The organism is uncultured Tateyamaria sp. (assembly GCF_947494755.1).
GTDB lineage: Bacteria > Pseudomonadota > Alphaproteobacteria > Rhodobacterales > Rhodobacteraceae > Tateyamaria.
On record NZ_CANLVZ010000011.1, the window covers coordinates 1 to 19,693 of the forward strand.

Consider the following 19,693-nt stretch of genomic DNA (forward strand, 5'->3'; position numbering starts at 1 on the left):
TATGCTAACCGGTCAGAAGAGGACCAAAACCTGAACAGAGCTAACTTATAAACACGGACTCTCAGGGGAGCAGGTCAATCTTGTCGTAGGGAACGTTGCCGATGTGCACGCCCTTTCGAAGCGAAATCTTTGAATTTTTCCGAAAATGACCAGCCAAGACAACTAGAATATCCGATCCGGTACCTTGCTCGTCGGCAAGGCGTTCGAGTGCTCGAAACGCCATTCTTGGATAAAGATCGTTGCTCAGATTTCCATAATATCCAAAAATTTTGGCCGCCATCGTCGTCTTGGTACGGAGGGGAAAAATGTCCCGCTCATTCGTCACCTCTTTAAGTATACCCGGATCCTGTGACTGACCCACGACTAGGACAGGGGCCGTGACAGTCGGGATATCGCAACCATAGGCATCAGAAACTTTTCTGCGGCTATCGTCCGTTTGTGCCAACAAATGCCGCTTCCAGTTGGCTGTTGGCACGATCAGACCATACGCATTTTCAAATGTTTGGCTGTCGTAAGGATACGCAAAAGCGATGCGCCGTCCGTCGATCCCTGAAAACACGTCCGGACTGTTTCTGAGATAATAGTAGTCGTACTCGGTATCTGGGCCGAGGCCCGAGGGATTTCCGATCTCTGTCAAACCTTCAACAAAGCGTTCGTTGTTATAATAGACATCGAAATGCGTTGATAGAATCCGCAACGACCGCATTTCGTTTATTAGATCCCCTCTTGAGCTGTTGAGGCGAGGGGTGCGTCCAAGTAGGGCGTAAAGGCGCGGTTTCTGCATGTGTTCCTCTTTTGTTGACAGAGGCACTTGTCGGTACAGCCGCTCATTACACCTCGCGCCCCTCCCCAACAGAAGGCGTACGACCGCAGTCTATTTCTAGATGCACCTGCCCGTGTAAATGCGGTCGCAGCAACCGCTTGTGATCAACATCAGATCGACGTCGGTCAGGACGAAGATAGAGTTGCTTTTCTAACACGATTGCGGTTTACCCCGACCGCCAAGCGCATGGTTTTCGCGCCATTTTTTCGCACCTTCTACATGAGCGATGTTTCCGATATCTTCGCCCAACCTGATAAGGAGAGCCCGATGGTCCGCATACTCACCGTGATCGGCGCGCGCCCCCAAGTCATCAAGGCCGCAGTCGTTCATCAGAGGTTGCCCGTCGGACGGACATGACAGAGATATTGGTCCACACGGGCCAGCATTATGATCTGGAGATGTCGGACATCTTTTTCACGGAAATGGGCATTCCAAAACCCGACCATATGCTCAACATCAATCGGGGGTCACATGGGGCCATGACGGGCCGGATGCTCGAAAACCTTGAACCGATAGTGGACGCAGAAGCGCCCGATGCTGTCCTTGTCTACGGTGATACCAATTCGACGCTGGCAGGCGCAGTGGTGGCTGCCAAGTTGGGTATCCCCGTTGCGCATGTCGAGGCGGGGCTGCGGTCCTTCAATCGGGCCATGCCCGAAGAAATCAACCGTGTGCTCACCGATCATTGCGCCGATCTTCTATTGCCGCCAACGGATACAGCGTTTCAGCATTTGCGCGCGGAGGGTATCGCCCCGGATCGTATCGTGCAGGTCGGAGATGTGATGTACGACACGGCTCTCATGTTCAGCGACATTGTCACGATGCGCGGCCTGCCGTCCGTGCTGGAAGGTTTGGCGGAAAAACACTTCGTCCTAGCAACAATTCACCGCCAAGAGAACACAGACGATCCGGCCCGTCTGTCTGCCGTCATTGGCGGCTTATCCAAGGTCGCGGCCGAGATGCCTGTTGTGTGCCCCCTGCATCCCCGAACGCGTCAGCGCCTGATCGATTTCGGCTTGGAGGGCCAGCTTGAGAAGATCACTATTGTGCCGCCTCTTGGATATCTTGACGTTGTCGCCTGCGAAATGGCGGCCGCTGTGATCGCAACCGATTCAGGCGGAATGCAGAAAGAGGCGTTTTTTCATCGCACGCCATGCGTAACTCTGCGCGATGAGACCGAGTGGGTTGAACTCGTGGCTGCCGGTTGGAACAGGGTCGTCCCGCCAACGGATGCTGACACAATCGCTGCTGCAATTCTCGCTGCGGTGGGAACCACCGGTGCCGACGTCGCTCCTTACGGCGACGGTCACAGCAGGGTCGCGATCCTCAAGGCGGTAGAGGCTATGCTTGCGTGACATCCGGGCTGCTGATCCAGCGATAGCAATTGCAGTGAATTTGACCTTGGCGCAGGACCAGTTTGGGCCGCGATGCGCCAGCAACGCGGGGCCCTGAAAGCGCATAGAGTTCGATAGGGCTGTTGTTCCCAAAACCACCAAATATACTCCCGAAGCGTGACAACGGGCGGGGGACCTATGCCGGGACCATTGGACAGTCTGAAAGTGGTAGAGTTTTCCGGCCTCGGGCCGGCGCCGCTGGCAGGGCAGTTGCTGGCGGATCTGGGCGCGCAGGTCTGTGTGATCGACAAGGTTTCGGGCCCGGCGCAGTCCCATGACATCAACCGCCGAGGCAAGACGTCCATTGCACTGAACCTCAAGTCACCCGCCGGGCAAGGGGTCGCGCGGCAGATGATGGCGGCGGCGGATATCGTGATCGAAGGGTTCCGCCCGGGCGTGATGGAGAGGTTGGGCCTCGGGCCCGATACCTGTCCTGACACGGTGATTTACGGGCGCATGACCGGGTGGGGGCAGGCGGGGCCGATGGCCCATCTGGCCGGTCATGACATCACCTATCTGGCAACGACGGGCGTGCTGCACATGATGGGCACGCCCGAGGGGTCTCCGAAACCGCCGCTGAACCTTGTGGCGGACTACGGCGGGGGCACGATGTTTCTGCTTTATGGGCTGCTTGCGGCTGTGATCTCGCGCGGGGTGACGGGGCGGGGTCAGGTGGTTGATGCGGCCATGATCGACGGGGTGCCTGCAATGATGGGTCTGATCCACGGGCTGATGGCGCAAGGCGCCTGGGGCGCGCCGGGGGGCAATTGGCTGGATGGCGGTGCCCCGTTTTACCGCTGCTATCGCTGCGCGGATGGGCGCGATGTGGCGGTTGGCGCGCTTGAGCCGCAGTTTTATGCGCTGTTGCTGCGGGGATTGGGGCTGGAAAATGCAGCGTTGCCTGCACAGATGGACCGCGCGGGATGGCCTCAGCTGACAGCGCGACTGGCAGACATCTTCGCCACGCGCACGTGGGATGAATGGGCGGCGGTCTTTGAGGGCACGGACGCCTGCGTGGCCCCGGTTCTGAGCATGCAGGAAGCGGCAGAGCATCCGCATCTGGGGCAGCGTGGCGTTTACATCGACCGTGATGGTGTGCGCCAAAGCGCGCCTGCGCCACGGTTTTCCGCCACGCCTGCGCCGGACCCACGCGCACCGGGTGCACCGGGCGGTGACACCGACGCGGTGCTCAGCGACCTTGGCTATGACACTGATCAGATTGCACAAATGCGCGCCGACGGAGCCCTCACATGAAGGCCCTGATCGCGGGGGGCGGGATCGGCGGGCTGGCCAGCGCCATTGCCCTGCGCTTGCGAGGCTGGGACGTGAGTGTTTTCGAACAGGCCCCGGCCCTGAGCGAACTGGGGGCGGGCCTGCAAATCTCGCCCAACGGCTGGCGGGTGCTGGACGGACTAGGCGTCGTTCCACATCTGGAACACGCTGTATTTGAACCCGACGCCATCGAGATGCGTATGGGGCGCTCCGGTCGGCAGGTGTTTCACTTACCGATGAAAACTTGCGCCCGCGAGCGTTGGGGCGCGCCCTATACGCAGATTCATCGCGCGGATCTGGCGGATGCGCTGGCGGCGCGGCTTGCCACACTTGCACCGGATGCAGTGCAGACCGGGCGGGTTGTCACTGCTTTTGCGCAAACGGACAGCACCGCTACGCTGCGCTTTGATGATGGCGGCACGGCGGATGGCGATTGCATCATCGGAGCTGACGGGCTGCATTCGGCCATTCGCACCCAAATGCTCGGGCCGGATCGTCCGCGCTATACCGGGAATATGGCGTGGCGCGCAGTGGTTCCGGTGGATGCGTTGGGCGATCTTGCGCCGCCGCCCACCGCCTGTGTCTGGGCGGGGGACCGGCGACATGGCGTCACGACACAGCTGCGGGCCGGGACGCTGGCGAATTTCGTTGGGATGGTCGAACAGGCAGAACCCGCGCGCGAAGGCTGGCGGATCGAAGGCAGCAAAGCCGACGCGCAAGCGGCCTTTGCAGGCTGGCACCCGGTGATTTCGACCCTGATCGCCAAGGCCGACACACTGAACCGGTGGGCACTGTTTGATCGGGCCCCTTTGCCGCGATGGCATGACCGGCGGGTCGGGTTGATGGGGGACGCGGCTCATCCGATGTTGCCTTCAATGGCGCAAGGGGCAGTGCAAGCGCTTGAGGACGCGTGGGTTTTGGCCGACGCGCTGAGCGATGCGACCTCGGTCGATGCAGGGTTTGCGCGCTATTTCAATGCGCGGATCGCCCGCACCAGTCGCATCCAAAAAGGCTCAGCCGCGAATGCGCGCATCTTTCACAAAGGGTCCGCCCTGGGGCGCGTCGGGTTTTACGGACCGATGGCGATTGGGGCGCGGCTGGTGCCCGGATTGATCCACGCGCGCCAGGACTGGGTCTATCGCTATGACGCGCGCACGGCTCTTCAGGACGCGACCTGACTGCGCACCGCCATGGGGGTTTGCCCCGTCCATCCCTGAAACGCGCGGTAGAACGAATTGGGATCGCGGTAAGCCAGCAAATAGCTGATCTCTTCAATCTTGAGGTCTGTGTTGCACAGGTATTGGCGGGCGAGCACTTCGCGGGTGCTGTCCAGAACCTCTTGGAATCGCGTGCCTTCTTCGTTGAGGCGGCGTTGCAGGCTGCGGGTGCTGAGGCGCAGGCGACTGGCGGCGGCCTGCACGCTGGCCTCACCCGCAGGCAACATATCGGGCAGGGCCGTGCGCAGGCGGGCCGTGACTGGGCTTGCCGCCGTCTGCACCTCCATCTGACGGCGAAAGGTCGGTTCGATCTGCGCCCACTGATCCGCGTCCGCCGACAACAGCGCGCGATCCGCATCTTCCGCGGCCAGATGCAGGGTTGTGGGGCTGGAAATGGCGATGTCGCACCCAAGAAAGGCGGCAATCGCGTCATGGCAGGGCAGGCGGGCCGGCAACGTAGCTGCGCGCGCCGTGACATGTTGGCCGGTGCAGGTGCGGATCGCTTCGATCAGAAATACCAGCTCGGTCGCGCCGAAACTGGCGGGCAGGGGGTGGTTGGGCGTGTTGGACGTCTTGGTGATGATCAGCGCCCTATCCGGTCCGCGCGACAGGCGCAGATCAAGTGGGCCGGACAACGGTTTGAACAGCGCAAGCCGTGCCAGACCGACTGCAACCGTGGGGCTACAGGTGAAGGCGAAAAAGGCCGGATTGAACGGGCCGCGCGCATAGGCTTGCCCCAGAAACAGCGGCGCGTCGTCGCGTCCTGACTGGGCGAGGATCGCCTCCCACCCTGTAAAGAAATCCGCCGCCGTGACGCCGCGCCCCTCGGTGCTGAGAAAGTCGGCGGGAAAGCGCATCCGCCGCAGAACATCGGCAGGGTCGATCTGCAACAAGCCGCACAATTGCTGGGTTGTGCGTGCGATTTTGTAATGGATGTGATCGATGCTGCTCATGCGCTCCAGTTTGGGCAAAGATGCAGCGATTTACCAGCGCTGTGGCGCGTATTGCTGGTCGATTGGCGGGATTTGCAATGTGCGCCAGCTGCGGAACCTTTTGGATTGGGGCTGCGTTATGAAGAGGATGGCGGGGCCAGGCCGGCACCGCACTTTCCATTTTGAAAGGACCCAATCCATGTCCATCCACATCCGTAATTTTGCCCCCGCCCTGACCATAGTCGCGGTGATGAGCGGCGGGGCGGCTTTCGCGCAGTCCAGTGCGGAAAGCACCGAAGTCGGCGACGGCGAAACGGTGAAACATACCGAAATCGGTGCCTTGACTTGCGAGGTCGAGGATACTTCGGCGCTGATCGCCCTGAAACAGGCCCGCACGCTCGATTGCACCTTTGATCCCGCCCAGGAAGGGCTGGCAAACGAAGCCTATGTCGGCGAGATCACCCGCTTTGGCCTAAGCGTTGGCGGCACCCAAAAGGGCGTCATGTCGTGGCTGGTTCTGGCCCCGACCGAACGCAGCGCGGCTGAGGCGGGCTTGAACGGCACCTATCGTGGTGTGTCCGCGCAGGCCACGCTTGGCGTCGGCGTCGAAGGCAACGTTATGGTCGGTGGCGGCGAAGATCAGTTGACGTTGCAGCCCATCAGTCTTGGCGCGCAAACCGGCGTCAATCTGGCTTTGGGTGTGGGTAACATCAAACTGCAACGCGTTGAGGGCTAAGACCACGAGGGAGTGGCGAGTGGAGAGGGGTGCGCGCCAGCGATGGCGCGCCCCTTTTGCGTTGGGCGGCAACGCTTTAGGCGGTGGCGGTTGCCTGTCTGACAACAGTACCAAGCGCTGTGGCGACCTCATCAATGGGACCCATCGCGCGCACCCGGTGCAAAACCTCGGCCTCCTCGTAATGGGTGATCAATGGGGCGGTTTGAGCGTGATATGCTTTCAGCCGTGTGCCCACAGCCTCGGCGGTGTCATCTGCGCGCCGCTTCATCTGGGTGCCACCGCACTGGTCGCATTGGTCGGGTCTGGCAGGTTTCTTGAAGGTGTCATGATAGCCCTCGCCGCACCCCGCGCAGCTGTAGCGGCCCGCGATCCGATCCACCATCGCCTCGTCATCAACCTCAAGACTGACAGCGATATCAATGCGTTGACCGGATTCCACCAGTAACGCGTCAAGCGATTCGGCTTGCACTGCCGTGCGCGGAAAGCCGTCGAGGATCACGCCGGACGCGCAGTCCGGCGCGTTGATCCGGTCGCGCAGGATGTCGATCACGATCTCGTCGCTGACCAACCCGCCGGATTTCATCACGTCATCAGCAGCTTTGCCCGCCTCAGTACCCGCCGCCACTGCCGCGCGCAGCAGATCGCCGGTGGAGAGTTGAACATAGCCAAACCGATCTTCAAGCATGCGCGCCTGGGTGCCCTTGCCCGCGCCGGGCGGGCCGAGGAGGATCAGAACGGGTGGCGGCGCGGCCTTGGCGGCGTCCACCTCAGGCCCCTTTGTTCATGCGGTTTTCGATCAGATCATCAACCACGGATGGGTCCGCCAGCGTTGAGGTGTCGCCAAGTGCGGCGAAATCATCCTCGGCGATCTTGCGCAGTATACGGCGCATGATCTTGCCCGACCGGGTCTTGGGCAGGCCGGGCGCCCACTGGATCAGATCGGGCGAGGCGATGGGGCCGATTTCGTTGCGCACCCAGGTCCGCAGCTCCTTGCGCAGATCTTCATCAGGGTCCTGCCCGTTCATCAGCGTGACATAGCAATAGATGCCTTGTCCTTTGATATCATGGGGATAGCCGACAACAGCGGCCTCAGCCACCTTGGCGTGTGCCACCAGCGCGCTTTCGACTTCCGCCGTGCCCATCCGGTGGCCCGAGACGTTGATGACGTCATCGACACGGCCCGTGATCCAGTAATCGCCGTCCTCGTCCCGGCGGCAGCCATCGCCGGTAAAGTAGTAGCCCTTGTAATCGCTGAAATAGGTTTTCTCGAAGCGCTCGTGATCTTCCCACACGGTGCGCATCTGGCCGGGCCAACTGTCGGCGATGCAGAGCACCCCTTCGACCCCGTTGCCTTCGATGATCTCGCCCGTGGTCGGCTCCAGCACAATCGGCTTCACCCCAAAGAACGGCTTCATCGCCGATCCGGGCTTGGTCGCGTGCGCGCCGGGCAGGGGGGTCATCAAGTGCCCGCCTGTTTCGGTCTGCCACCACGTGTCCACGATCGGGCAGCGCCCGCCGCCGACCACGTCGTTGTACCAGTTCCACGCCTCGGGGTTGATCGGCTCGCCCACGGTGCCAAGCAGTTTCAGACTGCTCAGATCGCATTTGGCGACCGGGTCGTTGCCATGGGCCATCAGCGCGCGGATCGCGGTGGGCGCGGTGTAGAACTGCGCCACCTTATGCTTTTCACAGACCTGCCAGAAGCGCGAGGCATCGGGATATGTCGGCACCCCCTCGAACATCAGCGTTGTGGCCCCATTCGCCAGCGGCCCGTATACGATGTAGCTGTGCCCTGTGACCCAGCCCACATCGGCCGTACACCAATAGACGTCGCCATCGTGATAGTCGAAAGTGATTTCATGGGTCAGAGCGGCGTAGACGATGTAGCCTCCGGTCGTGTGAACAACGCCTTTCGGCTGACCGGTCGACCCTGAGGTATACAGGATGAACAGCGGGTCTTCGGCGTTCATTTCCTCGGGCGGGCAGTCTGCATCGACGCCTTCAGCCGCCTCATGCAGCCAGTGATCCAGCCCGTCGCGCCACGCAATCTGCTGGCCTGTGCGTTTGACCACCAGACAGTGGGTGTCGTGCATCACGTTGATGAGCGCCTGATTGACGTTGTCCTTGAGGTTGGTGGTGCGCCCGCCGCGCGGGGCACCGTCGGCAGTGATGACGACCTTGGCGTCGCACCCTGATACGCGGGCGGCGAGCGCGTCAGGCGAAAAGCCTGCGAAGACGATGGAGTGGATCGCCCCGATCCGCGTGCAGGCCAGCATCGCATAGGCGGCCTCAGGGATCATGGGCATATAGAGAACAACGCGGTCCCCGCGCCCAACACCCAGTGATTTCAGCACATTGGCCATCTTGCACGTCTCTGCGTGCAATTGCTTGTATGTGATGTGCAGGGCGTCTTCGTCCGGGCTATCGGGCTCCCAGATGATGGCCGTCTGAGCGCCGCGCGTTGCCAGATGCCTATCAATGCAGTTGGCCGAGACGTTCAGTGTGCCGTCGGCGTACCAGTTGATATTGACGTTGCCGAACGCATAGCTGACGTCCTTGACCTTCTCGTAGGGCTTGATCCAGTCGATACGCTTGCCATGTTCGTCCCAGAACGCCTCCGGATCGTTGATCGAGGCGGCATACATCGCATCATATTTGGCGGCGTCCACATGGGCATTGGCCGCCATTTCGGTGGATGGGGCATGGGTTTTGGTGTCGGGCATGGGGTCCTCCGCGGGGTCTTGAGTTTGATATGTCGGAGGGGCGTCCGGGTGCGGCCATCCTCCTGTGGCGGCGCAATCGGGCGCGGGTCCTCCTCCATTTGGCTGCGATCATAGCCAAAGCGATGGAGAATGAAATAAAACGCTGACGGGGCGCGGGTTTGCTGTAAATATGTTTCCGGCGGGCTGTAAAGTTTGTAAATTTTATGCCTTAATATGTGGTTAATGAAAGCTATTACAAGAGCTTAAAGGTCAATGTGCAAGTTGACCGGTTCCGCGCAAACCGCCCTCCGCATCTCTCCAACGCCGTTCAAAATCATCTCCCGCGCAGGCCCTATTCCATACAGCGCCATTGCATCAACCCGAAACGGGCCCCTATTGCTGTGCGCTGAACGGGATCATATCCCCCGCGCCCGAAACAGGAGCTGCGCCAGATGAGCTTGCCCGAGACGATGAATGCCTTTGTTCTGCACGCGCATGGCGACATGGATGCACTCAAATTTCATACTGAGTGGCCGATGCCGTCTGTCGGTCCTGACGATGTGCTGATCAAGGTTGGGGCCTGCGGGCTGAACAACACCGACGTCAACACCCGGGTGGGCTGGTATTCCAAGGCGGTGAAGGCAGCCACTTCGGGGGACGGGTATGACGCCATCGACGACGAAGACCCCAGTTGGGGCGGGGCTCCGATCACCTTCCCGCGTATTCAGGGCGCAGATGCGGTGGGCATCGTTGTGGCAGTCGGAGCCAACGGCCCCTCTGATCTGATGGGCAAGCGGGTGATGACCGATGGATGGCTGCGCGACTGGTCGGACCCGATGAACCGGGACAAGACCGGGTATTACGGCAGTGAGCGGGACGGCGGCTTTGCACAATATACCACCGCAGATCATCGCGGGGTCGGGGTGGTGGACAGCGCGCTCAGCGACGCCGAACTGGCAACCTTCATGTGTTCATATACGACGGCCGAGGGGATGCTGGCGCGCGCCGATGTCGGTACGCAGGACGTGGTGCTGGTCACCGGCGCGTCCGGCGGTGTCGGCTCGGCATTGATCCAGTTGGCCAAACGGCGCGGGGCGGTGGTGGTGGGGATGGCCTCTGCGGCAAAGCACGCCGAGATGGCCACTTTGGGCGCAGATGCACTGCTGCCGCGTCAGCCGGACAACCTCAAACGCGCACTCAAACAGGCCATCGGGCGCGACACGGTCACTGTCGTGGCGGACATCGTGGGCGGTCCGGCTTTTGCGTCCGTCATCGACGTGCTGGCCCGCGGCGGGCGCTACACCTGCTCAGGGGCCATCGCCGGGCCGCTGGTCGAACTGGACCTGCGCACCTTCTACCTGCGCGATCTGACATTTACCGGCTCGACGGTCGTGCCGCTCAACATCTTTGGCGACGTGATCGGGTATATCGAGCGGGGCGAGGTGAAACCGCTGCTGGCCGCCACATACAAGCTGGCAGAGTTGCGCGCCGCACAGACCGCCTTTATCGACAAGGTCCACGTGGGCAATATCGTGGTGGTGCCCTGAACACGCCTGCATCTTCTTTTGACAAAAAATACCGCGGGGGAGGCCACAGGCCCGGGGGCAGCGCCCCCATGTGCCAGATCCACCCCTTGGCAGCGCCGCAATGCCACGCTAGCCTCTGCCTCAAGCGGGCCACCACGTCCCGCATCTCAGGGAGAAACACATGAACAAATTTGCAATCGGCGCCGTTGTCACTGCGATTTCGGGCACGTTCGCGCTCGAAGCCGCCGCCACCGAGTGGAACGTATCGGTCTGGGGCAAACGCCGCGCCTTTACCGAACACGTCGAAAAGCTGGCTGAACTGGTCAGCGAAAAGACCAATGGCGAGTTTACCATGAACATCAGCTATGGTGGCCTGTCCAAGAACCGCGAAAACCTTGACGGGATCAGCATCGGTGCGTTTGAGATGGCGCAATTCTGCGCTGGCTATCACCGTGACAAGAACCGCGTGATCACCGTGCTCGAGCTGCCCTTCCTCGGGGTCGAGAATCTCGAACAGGAAGTGGCTGTGTCCGCTGCCGTCTATGCGCACCCCGCCGCGACCGAGGAAATGGCGCAGTGGAACGCCAAGCTGCTGATGACCTCGCCCATGCCTCAATATAACCTCGTGGGCACTGGCGCGCCGCGCGCCAGCCTTGCGGACTTCGAGGGCATGCGCGTGCGTGCGACCGGTGGCATCGGCAACGCCTTTGCTGCCGTGGGTGGTGTGCCCACATCCGTGACCGCGACCGAAGCCTATCAGGCCATGGAATCGGGCGTCGTCGATACGGTCGCCTTTGCGCAACACGCCCACTTGTCCTTCGGCACGATCAACCAGGCCGAATGGTGGACTGCGAACCTGAACCCCGGCACCGTCAACTGCCCGGTCGTCGTGAACATCGACGCCTATGAGGCGCTGTCAGATGCCGAGCGTGAAGCGCTTGACAGCTCGGTACCCGAAGCGATTGATCACTACCTCGCCAACTACGCCGAACTGCTTGAGCGTTGGGATTCCGTGCTCGAAGAGAAGGGCGTCCAGAAGGTCGAGATCGATGCCGGCGTGATCGAGGAATTCCGCGCCAAGGCGGCCGATCCGATCCGCGACGAATGGATTGCCGACATGGAAGGGCAGGGCCTGCCCGGTCAGGAACTCTATGACCTCGTGGTCAAGACACTGGCCGACGCCAAGTCCGGCAGTTAAGCCAAGGTCGGGTGGGCAGTATCACCCACCCGACACCCCAAACCTACACAAAAAAAAGGGGCCAGTCATGGCGGGAACCTCAACGGTCCTCGAAGATTCGAGCCTGCTCAGCCGGCTTGACCGCGGCCTTGTCCCGATCGAGCGGGTCATGGCGTTGCTGAGCGGTCTGGCCGCCTTTTCGCTGATGTTCCTTGCGGCCTATTCCGTGACGGGCCGCGAATTCTTTGAAAAACCGCTGCTTGGCTATGTCGATCTGATCGAGATGCTGATGCCGCTCATCGCGATCATGGGTGTCTCCTATGTGCAGCGCAACGGTGGGCACATCCGCATGGACATCATCATCGGCGCGATGAAGGGGCGCTGGTTGTGGTTCTTCGAACTGGTGTCGATCCTGCTGATCCTGGTGCTGATGATCGCCCTTGTCTGGGGCTCATGGGCGCATTTCGACCGCTCGTTTGACTGTGCCCGGCCCCTGTGCAGCCGTGACAGTTCCATCGACATCTCGCTGCCCATCTGGCCCAGCAAACTGATCGTGCCGGTCGCGTTCGGCGTGCTGTGCCTGCGCCTTGTGCTGCAGGCCGTGGGCTATGCCCGCGCCTTCTGGCTGAACCTCGAGCGGCCCGTGGCCGTCCCCCTGATCCAGAGCGTCGCCGAACAGGCCATCGCCGAGGCCAAGTCCTTGGAAGGGGCAGATTGATGGATCCTATCACGATTGGTCTGTGGACTACGGGTGGCATGTTGTTCATGGTTTTCATGGGTATGCGCGTCGCTTTTGCCGCTGGTCTGGCCGGGTTCTTCGGCCTTGTCTGGCTGCGCTGGAACGGCTTCGACTACAACCCCGCGCAGCTTGGTAAGGCCGTCGAGATCAGCGTGAAGATCGCAGGCCAAGTCCCTCATTCCAAAGTGTCTTCTCAGGCGCTGTCCCTGATCCCCACTTTTATCCTGATCGGCTATCTCGCGTACTATGCCAAGCTGACCACGGCCCTGTTCGAGGCCGCCAAACGCTGGATCGCATGGGTGCCGGGCGGGCTGGCCGTTTCGACCGTATTCGCCACCGCAGGGTTCGCCGCCGTGTCGGGCGCATCCGTGGCAACGGCCGCCGTATTCGCGCGCATCGCCATCCCAGAAATGCTCAAGATCGGCTACAACAAACAATTCGCCGCCGGGGTCGTGGCGGCAGGCGGCACGCTGGCCTCGCTGATCCCGCCCTCGGCCATCCTCGTGATCTATGCGATCATCGTCGAACAGGACGTGGGCAAGCTGCTGCTCGCGGGCTTCATCCCCGGCGCGTTCTCGGCCATCATCTATGCCGCCATGATCATCGGGATCGCGCTGATCTGGAAAAATGTCGGCCCGCCGGTGTCCGGGTTCACGTGGAAAGAGCGGCTGGTCGCACTGCCCCCGGCACTGCCTATCGTGGCGGTGGTCGTGATCATCATCTTCTTTGTCTACAACCCCTTTGGCGACGCGTGGGGCACCCCGACCGAAGGCGGCGCCGTCGGCGCGTTCATCGTGTTCCTCATGGCGCTTTACCGGGGCATGCGGTTCAAGGAACTCAAGGACGCCCTGATCGAGACCGCCAAGCTGACCGTGATGATCTTTACGATCATCTGGGGGGTGCTGATCTATGTGCGCTTCCTTGGCTTTGCCGATCTACCGGGCGCGTTTTCGGACTGGATCACCTCGCTGACCGTCTCGCCCATGCTGATCCTTGTGTGCATCCTGCTCGCCTATGCGGTGCTGGGCATGTTCATGGACGCGATCGGGATGCTGCTGCTGACCTTGCCTGTCGTCTACCCGGCGGTCATGGCGCTGAACGGGGGCGAGTTCGTGAGTGCGGCGGACAGCACATTCGGCATGTCAGGCCCCATGTGCGCGATCTGGTTTGGCATACTGGTGGTCAAGATGGCCGAGTTCTGTCTGATCACCCCGCCCATCGGCCTCAACTGTTTCGTGGTCGCAGGCGTGCGCGATGATCTAAGCGTGCAAGACGTGTTCAAGGGCGTCACGCCGTTTTTCATCGCTGATGCCTTCACCATCGCGGGATTGGTTGCCTTTCCGGGGATCGTTTTGTGGTTGCCGTCGCTCGCGGGATAGGGAACCGGGCGCGCGCCCATGCGTTAGGCGGAGGACGGCCCACGCAGAAGTGTATGGACGTTGCCATTCGTTGTCGGCTCTAATACGGCAACCACGGACCTTGGGGGGGCCTTGCACATGTTGACCAGACGCCACTTTATCGCAACAGGCACTGCGCTGTTTTCGACACCTTTGACGGGGGCGGCGCTGGCGCAATCCACGTCGGCAGACTGGGCGCGGTGGGATGCGCAGGTGACGCCCGCAAATTACGATCCTTCGACGTCGAACCCGTGGGGCTTTCACCCGCGCTATCTGCCGCAACGGGTCGAACACAATCCCGGCCTCACCCCCGGCGACATTCACGTGGATGCAGTCGCGCGCTATCTTTATCACATCGGCACTGACGGCACGGCAGCACGCTATGGCGTGTCCATCGCACGGGGCAACCTCTACGAGCCGGGGACCTATGATATCCGTCGCAAGGCCAAGTGGCCCAAGTGGACGCCCACTGCGGATATGATCGAACGCGACCCCGAACAGTTCGAACAATTCGCTGATGGCGTGCCGGGCGGACCGACGAACCCGCTTGGCTCGCGCGCCCTTTACCTATTCGTGGGCAACCGCGACACCTACCTGCGCATCCATGGCACACCGCATCCCCGCTCCATCGGGGGGCGGGCCAGCTCGGGCTGCGTGCGCATGGTGATGGCGCATATCATCGGGCTTTACGAAGAGGTCTCGCCCGGCTCGCGCGCGATCCTCTACCCGGCCGAAAACGGCGTGACGGCAAGCAGTTAAGAGCTGGCGTTGGCGGCAGTGGTCTGCGCCTGGGTGCAGATCGGCGCGCCCGTTCTGGTGCGCAGCGGAAGCAATGTGGATTCCACCGGCCCCCTGTGCAGATACCAGTAACACCCATCCTCGGGCAGCAACCGCACCTGATTGAGGTTCTGGCCGGGGGCTGCAATGTCCACGACGCCTTCGGGCAACTGGCCGATAAATCCGCCACCCGTTCCACCGCCCGGCAGATCGGTGCACGCGGCCCCTGTCAGTGCAATCATCAGCGCGGCCTTGGTGCGGAGCAACATGTGCGATCCTCTTTCCTGAGTTGGTATCTGGTGCTTTGTCGCATTCTGCGGGCGTCCGCGCAATGCGGTGGCGTGTTGTGCGTTGTCGAATGGGTGGTTCGGCTCCGTTCTTAAACCGCCTGATCCCTGGGCAGGGGCTGCTAAAGCGCCTCATTTTCGCACTAGACCGTTTGTGCGTCAGGCGACCTGCGCCGATCCAGATGTAACTTTGCCAGCCAACGCCCGAAGACAGCGCCATGGCCCAAGACCTTCGCATCCTTGTTGTCGAAACAGACCCCGCGCGCGTGCGCGAGATCGTGGATGCGCTTACCTCGGCCGGGTGGCGCGATGTCAAGGCGCTGGCTCAGATTTCCGGCCTTGATCGCACGGTCAAGGAATTTGCGCCCGACATCGTGCTGATTGATCTGGCCAACCCGGATCGCGATACGCTTGAGCATATCACCATGGCCAGCGAGACGACGAAACGGGCGGTGGCCCTGTTCGTGGATCACACCGACGATGATCTGACCAAGGCGGCCCTCAGCGCGGGGGTCAGTGCCTATGTGGTCGATGGGCTCAAGATGAACCGGATCAAGCCAGTGCTGGAAACGGCCATTGCCCGCTTCAAGATCATGCGCCAGATGCAGTCGGAACTGGACGCTGCCAAACAGGCGCTGGAGGATCGCAAGACCATAGACCGGGCCAAAGGGTTCCTGATGCGTCAACGCGGTCTATCCGAGGACGACGCCTATGGTCTGATGCGCAAGACGGCGATGGATCAGGGCCGCAAGGTCATTGATGTGGCCAACGCGCTGGTCACTGCGGCGGACCTGTTGTCATGACGCACACGGTGTTGAACTGCGGATATGTGCCGCTGGTCGATTGCGCCCCACTGGTGATCGCGCGCGAACTGGGTTTTGCCGCCGAAGAGGGGCTCGAGTTGAACCTGATCAGCCAGCCTTCGTGGTCGGCTTTGCGCGATATGCTGGCCTTGGGCCATCTGGATGCGGCGCAGATGCTGTCGCCGATGCCCATTGCGATGTCGATCGGGTTAGGCGGGCTGCCTGCGCGGATCGACACGCTCATGGTCCTGTCCGTGAACGGAACGGTATTTGGCGTGTCCGAGGCGCTGGCAGGTGATCTGGGCGCGGTGCAATTTGGCGATGCCCAGACGCTGCTTCAGCGGCTCGCGGGCCTTGGTCGACCAATGCGCATTGGGGTGCCGTTTCACTACTCAATGCACCGGCTTTTGCTGTCCTACTGGACCTCCGCGATGCCCGGCGTGGATATAGAAGAGGTCACAGTCCCCCCGCCGCGCATGGCCGATGCGGTCGCTGCGGGCCAAGTGGACGCGTTCTGGGTGGGCGAGCCGTGGGGCAGTGTCGCGGTGCAGCGCGCGGTGGGGCAGATCATGATGACGGGGGGCGATGTGTGGAAATTCGCCCCTGAAAAGGTGCTGGCTGCGCGCGCCGACTGGGTGAGCGAGAACCCCGACACCGTGCGCCGCCTGATGCGGGCCGTCTATGGGGCCGCCAAATGGCTTGATGCGAAAAAGAACAAACCCCTCGCCATCGAGATCCTTGGACGCAGCGAACACCTGAACCTGTCTGCCGACCTGATTGATCCTGCACTGACCGGGCACATCACGCCGGGGGCGGATCTGGGGCCACTGAAGGTGACGCGCTTTGTACAGTTTCACAAACATGCCGCCAATTTCCCCTGGCGCAGCCATGCCGCCTGGATCGCAGCCCAGCTTGGGGCCGATGCGGGCATGATCGCGCAAGCCAAGGACTGTTTCCGCACCGACCTGTTTCGCCGCAACCTCGCCAGCCTCGGAGCTGATATGCCGGGAGCGTCCGAAAAAGTCGAAGGGTCGCTCAAGTTCGAGACGGCTGTGGCCTCGTCGCATGGGCATATGATTCTTGCACCTGATGCCTTCTTTGACGGCAGAACCTTTGATTTCGGCCCTCACACCTGACCATTTCTTGGGCACTTTCTGCACCAGCACAGAAATTCATGCGGCAGTGCAGAAAAAAATTGCGCATCCTCCGGCCAAGCGTCAGCATCGTATCAAAGGGCATCGACGCCTTCTTACCCGCACCGGCCAATGCTGGTCGTGCATCATAACAAGAGCAAAGCCGCTCGTCAGGACCACGGACCTCCTCCCCCGTGAACCCGACGTGCGGCTTTTTTCGTTTTCCCCGGACCGGGGCACAGAAAGGAACAGGACATGAAGACATTGCGCGCCATGATGCTTGCCACGACAAGCCTGCTGGCCACCGCCGCCTCGGCCGAGCTGTTGGACCTTGAAAAAGATGAGCTGACCTTTGGCTTTATCAAGCTGACCGACATGGCCCCCTTGGCGGTCGCTTACGAGCTTGGCTACTTCGAGGATGAGGGGCTGTTTGTGACCCTCAACGCACAAGCCAACTGGAAGGTGCTGCTGGACGGCGTGATCAGCGGCCAGCTTGATGGCGCGCATATGCTGGCCGGTCAGCCGCTGGCGGCCACCATCGGCTACGGCACAGAGGCCCACATTATCACACCTTTCTCGATGGACCTGAACGGCAACGCCATCACCGTCTCAAATGAGATCTGGGATGAGATGAAGCCGAGCGTGCCCCTCATGGATGACGGCAGGCCCCAGCACCCGATCAGCGCCAGCGCACTGGCCCCCGTGGTCGAGGACTACAAGGACCGGGGCGAGCCCTTCAACATGGGCATGGTCTTTCCGGTTTCGACCCACAATTACGAAATTCGCTACTGGCTGGCCGCGGGCGGGCTAGAGCCAGGCTACTACAGTCCGCAGGACATTTCGGGTCAGATCGCGGCAGACGTGTTGCTGTCGGTCACACCGCCCCCCCAGATGCCCGCCACGATGGAGGCTGGCACGATCTTTGGCTACGCGGTGGGCGAGCCGTGGAACCAGCAGGCGGTGTTCAAGAATATCGGCGTGCCGGTCATCACCGATTACGACATGTGGAAGAACAACCCCGAAAAGGTGTTCGGCATCACAGATGCCTTCGCCAAGGAAAACCCCAATACCACGCTCGCCTTGACCAAGGCGTTGATCCGGGCCGCGATCTGGCTGGATGAAAACGACAACGCCAACCGCCCCGAAGCGGTCGAGATGCTGGCGCGCTCGGAATATGTGGGTGCCGATGCGGACGTGATCGCCAACTCGATGACGGGCTTTTTCGAGTTCGAAAAGGGCGACGTGCGCCCGGCCCCCGACTTCAACGTGTTCTTTCGCTACAACGCCACATACCCGTTCTATTCTGATGCGATCTGGTATCTGACCCAGATGCGCCGGTGGGGCCAGATCCCCGACACGAAGCCGGATGAGTGGTATTTCGAGACGGCGGAGAAAGTCTATCGCCCCGACATCTACCTGCAGGCCGCGCGGATGCTTGTGGACGAAGGGCTGGCGGACGAGGCCGACTTCCCCTGGGACAGCGACGGCTTCAAGGCCCCGACACCGGCGGGCGATATCATCGACGGTATCGGCTACGACGGGCGCACCCCCAATGCTTATATCGACAGCCTGCCGATCGGCCTGAAAAGCGGGCAGACCATCGTGGACAGCGAAATTCAGGGCTGACCGCGCGCGCCTGCCCTGCACCGCGCAGGGCCGGCCGCTTTCCCACGTCTCAACCACAGCAGTTGGAACCCAGACATGACCGTTATCGACCCGGACACACTTGACCTCGAGGCGCGGCGCGCGCGCCGTTTCACCCGTATCAACAAGGCCGACGCGTGGTTTCAGGTGTTTGGCCTGGCCTGGCTGACCCCGATCCTCAAGGCCGCGGCGGGGGACAACCCCAAGGCGCAGGCGGGCGAGATCTGGCGGCTGTTGGGCGTACCGCTGCTGGCCATCGCGCTGTTCCTGATCGTCTGGGCCAGTCTTGCGCCCAAGGTGCAGACATCGCTTGGTGCGGTTCCGGGGCCTGCGCAGGTCTGGGAGCAGGTCGGCGTGCTGCATGCCGACGCCCTGCGCGAAGGCGACAAGGAAGCCGCCTTTTACGAACGCCAAGAGGCGCGCAATGCCGAGCTGATCGCCAATGGCAGCGAGGATCGCGTCCGCGAGCGCACCTATACCGGCAAACCGACCTATTACGATCAGATCTGGACCTCGATCAAAACGGTCTTCTTCGGCTTTCTGATCGCGTCCACCGTCGCCATCCCCCTTGGCATCACCGCCGGGCTGTCGGTCACCGCGAATGCGGCGCTGAACCCGCTGATCCAGATTTTCAAACCGGTCTCACCGCTGGCATGGCTGCCCATCGTCACCATGATCGTCTCGGCCGTCTACACCACGAATGACGGGATGTTCTCCAAATCCTTCCTGATCTCCGCCATTACGGTCACGCTGTGCTCGCTCTGGCCGACGCTGATCAACACGGCCCTTGGCGTCGCCAGCATCGACAAGGACCTGGTGAGCGTGAGCCGCGTGCTCAAGATGAACACCTATACCAAGATCACCAAGCTGGTGCTGCCCTCGGCGCTGCCGCTGATCTTTACCGGCTTGCGCCTGTCGCTTGGGGTAGGATGGATGGTGCTGATCGCCGCCGAAATGCTGGCCCAGAACCCCGGCCTTGGCAAATTCGTCTGGGACGAATTCCAAAACGGGTCCTCGCAATCGTTGGCGCGCATCATGGTCGCGGTCTTTACCATCGGGATCATCGGCTTCCTGCTCGACCGGGTGATGTATGCGCTGCAATCCATGTTCACCTTCTCGGCCAATCGGTGAGCG

19 protein-coding genes are annotated in these 19,693 nt (G+C 61.6%); 14 read left to right on the top strand and 5 right to left on the bottom strand.

Going from position 1 to position 19,693, the window contains the following annotated elements; all coding sequences use genetic code 11:
* Positions 1-61: 61 nt before the first annotated feature.
* Positions 62-784 (bottom strand): hypothetical protein, encoded by a 723-nt coding sequence (locus Q0908_RS13840; protein ID WP_299285474.1) that lies wholly within the window; start codon positions 782-784, stop codon positions 62-64.
* A gap of 27 nt (positions 785-811) precedes the next feature.
* Here Q0908_RS13840 and Q0908_RS13845 point away from each other — a divergent pair, with 27 nt between their 5' ends.
* From Q0908_RS13845 to Q0908_RS13860, 4 genes are all read left to right on the top strand, one after another.
* The gene (locus tag Q0908_RS13845) at positions 812-1,180 is read left to right on the top strand and encodes a hypothetical protein (RefSeq protein ID WP_299285477.1); all 369 of its coding nucleotides are present in this window, start codon (positions 812-814) and stop codon (positions 1,178-1,180) included.
* Complete coding sequence (wecB, locus tag Q0908_RS13850) at positions 1,177-2,178, top strand: UDP-N-acetylglucosamine 2-epimerase (non-hydrolyzing) (protein ID WP_299285480.1); 1,002 nt, start codon at positions 1,177-1,179, stop codon at positions 2,176-2,178. The genes Q0908_RS13845 and wecB overlap by 4 nt, the downstream gene beginning before the upstream one ends.
* Before the next feature lie 177 nt (positions 2,179-2,355).
* Positions 2,356-3,471 (top strand): CaiB/BaiF CoA-transferase family protein, encoded by a 1,116-nt coding sequence (locus Q0908_RS13855; protein ID WP_299285483.1) that lies wholly within the window; start codon positions 2,356-2,358, stop codon positions 3,469-3,471.
* Positions 3,468-4,667 (top strand): FAD-dependent monooxygenase, encoded by a 1,200-nt coding sequence (locus Q0908_RS13860; RefSeq protein ID WP_299285486.1) that lies wholly within the window; start codon positions 3,468-3,470, stop codon positions 4,665-4,667. Before Q0908_RS13855 ends, Q0908_RS13860 begins: the two co-directional genes overlap by 4 nt.
* Here Q0908_RS13860 and Q0908_RS13865 read toward each other — a convergent pair.
* A complete protein-coding gene (locus tag Q0908_RS13865; RefSeq protein WP_299285489.1) occupies positions 4,652-5,659 on the bottom strand; it encodes an AraC family transcriptional regulator in 1,008 nt (335 codons plus the stop codon). The genes Q0908_RS13860 and Q0908_RS13865 overlap by 16 nt on opposite strands.
* A gap of 178 nt (positions 5,660-5,837) precedes the next feature.
* On the opposite strand from Q0908_RS13865, the gene Q0908_RS13870 reads away from it, so the two are divergent.
* A complete protein-coding gene (locus Q0908_RS13870; protein WP_299285492.1) occupies positions 5,838-6,374 on the top strand; it encodes a DUF992 domain-containing protein in 537 nt (178 codons plus the stop codon).
* 76 nt (positions 6,375-6,450) lie between these two features.
* On the opposite strand, the gene Q0908_RS13875 is transcribed toward Q0908_RS13870, so the two are convergent.
* Together Q0908_RS13875 and acs are read right to left on the bottom strand one after the other, a co-directional pair.
* Positions 6,451-7,140 carry an adenylate kinase gene (locus Q0908_RS13875; RefSeq protein ID WP_299285495.1) on the bottom strand — a complete coding sequence of 230 codons (690 nt, stop codon included), beginning with the start codon at positions 7,138-7,140 and terminating at the stop codon, positions 6,451-6,453.
* Between the two features lies 1 nt (position 7,141).
* A complete protein-coding gene (acs, locus tag Q0908_RS13880; RefSeq protein WP_299285498.1) occupies positions 7,142-9,097 on the bottom strand; it encodes an acetate--CoA ligase in 1,956 nt (651 codons plus the stop codon).
* A 431-nt stretch (positions 9,098-9,528) separates the two neighbouring features.
* Here acs and Q0908_RS13885 point away from each other — a divergent pair, with 431 nt between their 5' ends.
* The 5 genes from Q0908_RS13885 to Q0908_RS13905 all read left to right on the top strand — a co-directional run bounded on the left by Q0908_RS13885 (position 9,529) and on the right by Q0908_RS13905 (position 14,674).
* Entirely contained in the window at positions 9,529-10,623 is a 1,095-nt protein-coding gene (locus Q0908_RS13885) for a zinc-binding dehydrogenase (RefSeq protein WP_299285501.1), read from the top strand.
* A gap of 160 nt (positions 10,624-10,783) precedes the next feature.
* The gene (locus Q0908_RS13890) at positions 10,784-11,800 is read left to right on the top strand and encodes a C4-dicarboxylate TRAP transporter substrate-binding protein (RefSeq protein ID WP_299285504.1); all 1,017 of its coding nucleotides are present in this window, start codon (positions 10,784-10,786) and stop codon (positions 11,798-11,800) included.
* A 67-nt stretch (positions 11,801-11,867) separates the two neighbouring features.
* A complete protein-coding gene (locus Q0908_RS13895) occupies positions 11,868-12,497 on the top strand; it encodes a TRAP transporter small permease (RefSeq protein ID WP_299285507.1) in 630 nt (209 codons plus the stop codon).
* A complete protein-coding gene (locus tag Q0908_RS13900) occupies positions 12,497-13,897 on the top strand; it encodes a TRAP transporter large permease (RefSeq protein ID WP_299285510.1) in 1,401 nt (466 codons plus the stop codon). Before Q0908_RS13895 ends, Q0908_RS13900 begins: the two co-directional genes overlap by 1 nt.
* A 117-nt stretch (positions 13,898-14,014) precedes the next feature.
* Positions 14,015-14,674: a L,D-transpeptidase gene (locus tag Q0908_RS13905; RefSeq protein WP_299285513.1), complete on the top strand. Its 660-nt coding sequence runs from the start codon at positions 14,015-14,017 to the stop codon at positions 14,672-14,674.
* Here Q0908_RS13905 and Q0908_RS13910 read toward each other — a convergent pair.
* Entirely contained in the window at positions 14,671-14,961 is a 291-nt protein-coding gene (locus tag Q0908_RS13910; RefSeq protein WP_299285516.1) for a hypothetical protein, read from the bottom strand. The two genes, Q0908_RS13905 and Q0908_RS13910, sit on opposite strands and share 4 nt — an antisense overlap.
* A gap of 236 nt (positions 14,962-15,197) precedes the next feature.
* On the opposite strand from Q0908_RS13910, the gene Q0908_RS13915 reads away from it, so the two are divergent.
* The 4 genes from Q0908_RS13915 (at position 15,198) to Q0908_RS13930 (ending at position 19,690) form a co-directional block, all read left to right on the top strand.
* On the top strand, positions 15,198-15,782 hold the full coding sequence (locus tag Q0908_RS13915; RefSeq protein ID WP_299285519.1) for an ANTAR domain-containing protein: 585 nt from the start codon (positions 15,198-15,200) through the stop codon (positions 15,780-15,782).
* Entirely contained in the window at positions 15,779-16,918 is a 1,140-nt protein-coding gene (locus Q0908_RS13920; RefSeq protein WP_299285522.1) for a CmpA/NrtA family ABC transporter substrate-binding protein, read from the top strand. The genes Q0908_RS13915 and Q0908_RS13920 overlap by 4 nt, the downstream gene beginning before the upstream one ends.
* Before the next feature lie 252 nt (positions 16,919-17,170).
* Complete coding sequence (locus tag Q0908_RS13925) at positions 17,171-18,541, top strand: CmpA/NrtA family ABC transporter substrate-binding protein (RefSeq protein WP_299285525.1); 1,371 nt, start codon at positions 17,171-17,173, stop codon at positions 18,539-18,541.
* A 75-nt stretch (positions 18,542-18,616) separates the two neighbouring features.
* The gene (locus Q0908_RS13930; protein WP_299285528.1) at positions 18,617-19,690 is read left to right on the top strand and encodes an ABC transporter permease; all 1,074 of its coding nucleotides are present in this window, start codon (positions 18,617-18,619) and stop codon (positions 19,688-19,690) included.
* Positions 19,691-19,693: the final 3 nt, after the last annotated feature.

Bases quoted from the DNA above. Each gene is read 5' to 3' on its own strand.
- Q0908_RS13860 (WP_299285486.1), top strand. From the start codon at position 3,468: ATGAAGGCCCTGATCGCGGGGGGCGGGATCGGCGGGCTGGCCAGCGCC.
- Q0908_RS13840 (WP_299285474.1), bottom strand. From the start codon at position 784: ATGCAGAAACCGCGCCTTTACGCCCTACTTGGACGCACCCCTCGCCTC.
- Q0908_RS13885 (WP_299285501.1), top strand. From the start codon at position 9,529: ATGAGCTTGCCCGAGACGATGAATGCCTTTGTTCTGCACGCGCATGGC.
- acs (WP_299285498.1), bottom strand. From the start codon at position 9,097: ATGCCCGACACCAAAACCCATGCCCCATCCACCGAAATGGCGGCCAAT.
- Q0908_RS13890 (WP_299285504.1), top strand. From the start codon at position 10,784: ATGAACAAATTTGCAATCGGCGCCGTTGTCACTGCGATTTCGGGCACG.
- Q0908_RS13930 (WP_299285528.1), top strand. From the start codon at position 18,617: ATGACCGTTATCGACCCGGACACACTTGACCTCGAGGCGCGGCGCGCG.
- Q0908_RS13855 (WP_299285483.1), top strand. From the start codon at position 2,356: ATGCCGGGACCATTGGACAGTCTGAAAGTGGTAGAGTTTTCCGGCCTC.
- Q0908_RS13895 (WP_299285507.1), top strand. From the start codon at position 11,868: ATGGCGGGAACCTCAACGGTCCTCGAAGATTCGAGCCTGCTCAGCCGG.
- Q0908_RS13925 (WP_299285525.1), top strand. From the start codon at position 17,171: ATGAAGACATTGCGCGCCATGATGCTTGCCACGACAAGCCTGCTGGCC.
- Q0908_RS13870 (WP_299285492.1), top strand. From the start codon at position 5,838: ATGTCCATCCACATCCGTAATTTTGCCCCCGCCCTGACCATAGTCGCG.
- Q0908_RS13865 (WP_299285489.1), bottom strand. From the start codon at position 5,659: ATGAGCAGCATCGATCACATCCATTACAAAATCGCACGCACAACCCAG.
- Q0908_RS13900 (WP_299285510.1), top strand. From the start codon at position 12,497: ATGGATCCTATCACGATTGGTCTGTGGACTACGGGTGGCATGTTGTTC.
- Q0908_RS13920 (WP_299285522.1), top strand. From the start codon at position 15,779: ATGACGCACACGGTGTTGAACTGCGGATATGTGCCGCTGGTCGATTGC.
- Q0908_RS13905 (WP_299285513.1), top strand. From the start codon at position 14,015: ATGTTGACCAGACGCCACTTTATCGCAACAGGCACTGCGCTGTTTTCG.
- Q0908_RS13915 (WP_299285519.1), top strand. From the start codon at position 15,198: ATGGCCCAAGACCTTCGCATCCTTGTTGTCGAAACAGACCCCGCGCGC.
- Q0908_RS13910 (WP_299285516.1), bottom strand. From the start codon at position 14,961: ATGTTGCTCCGCACCAAGGCCGCGCTGATGATTGCACTGACAGGGGCC.
- wecB (WP_299285480.1), top strand. From the start codon at position 1,177: ATGACAGAGATATTGGTCCACACGGGCCAGCATTATGATCTGGAGATG.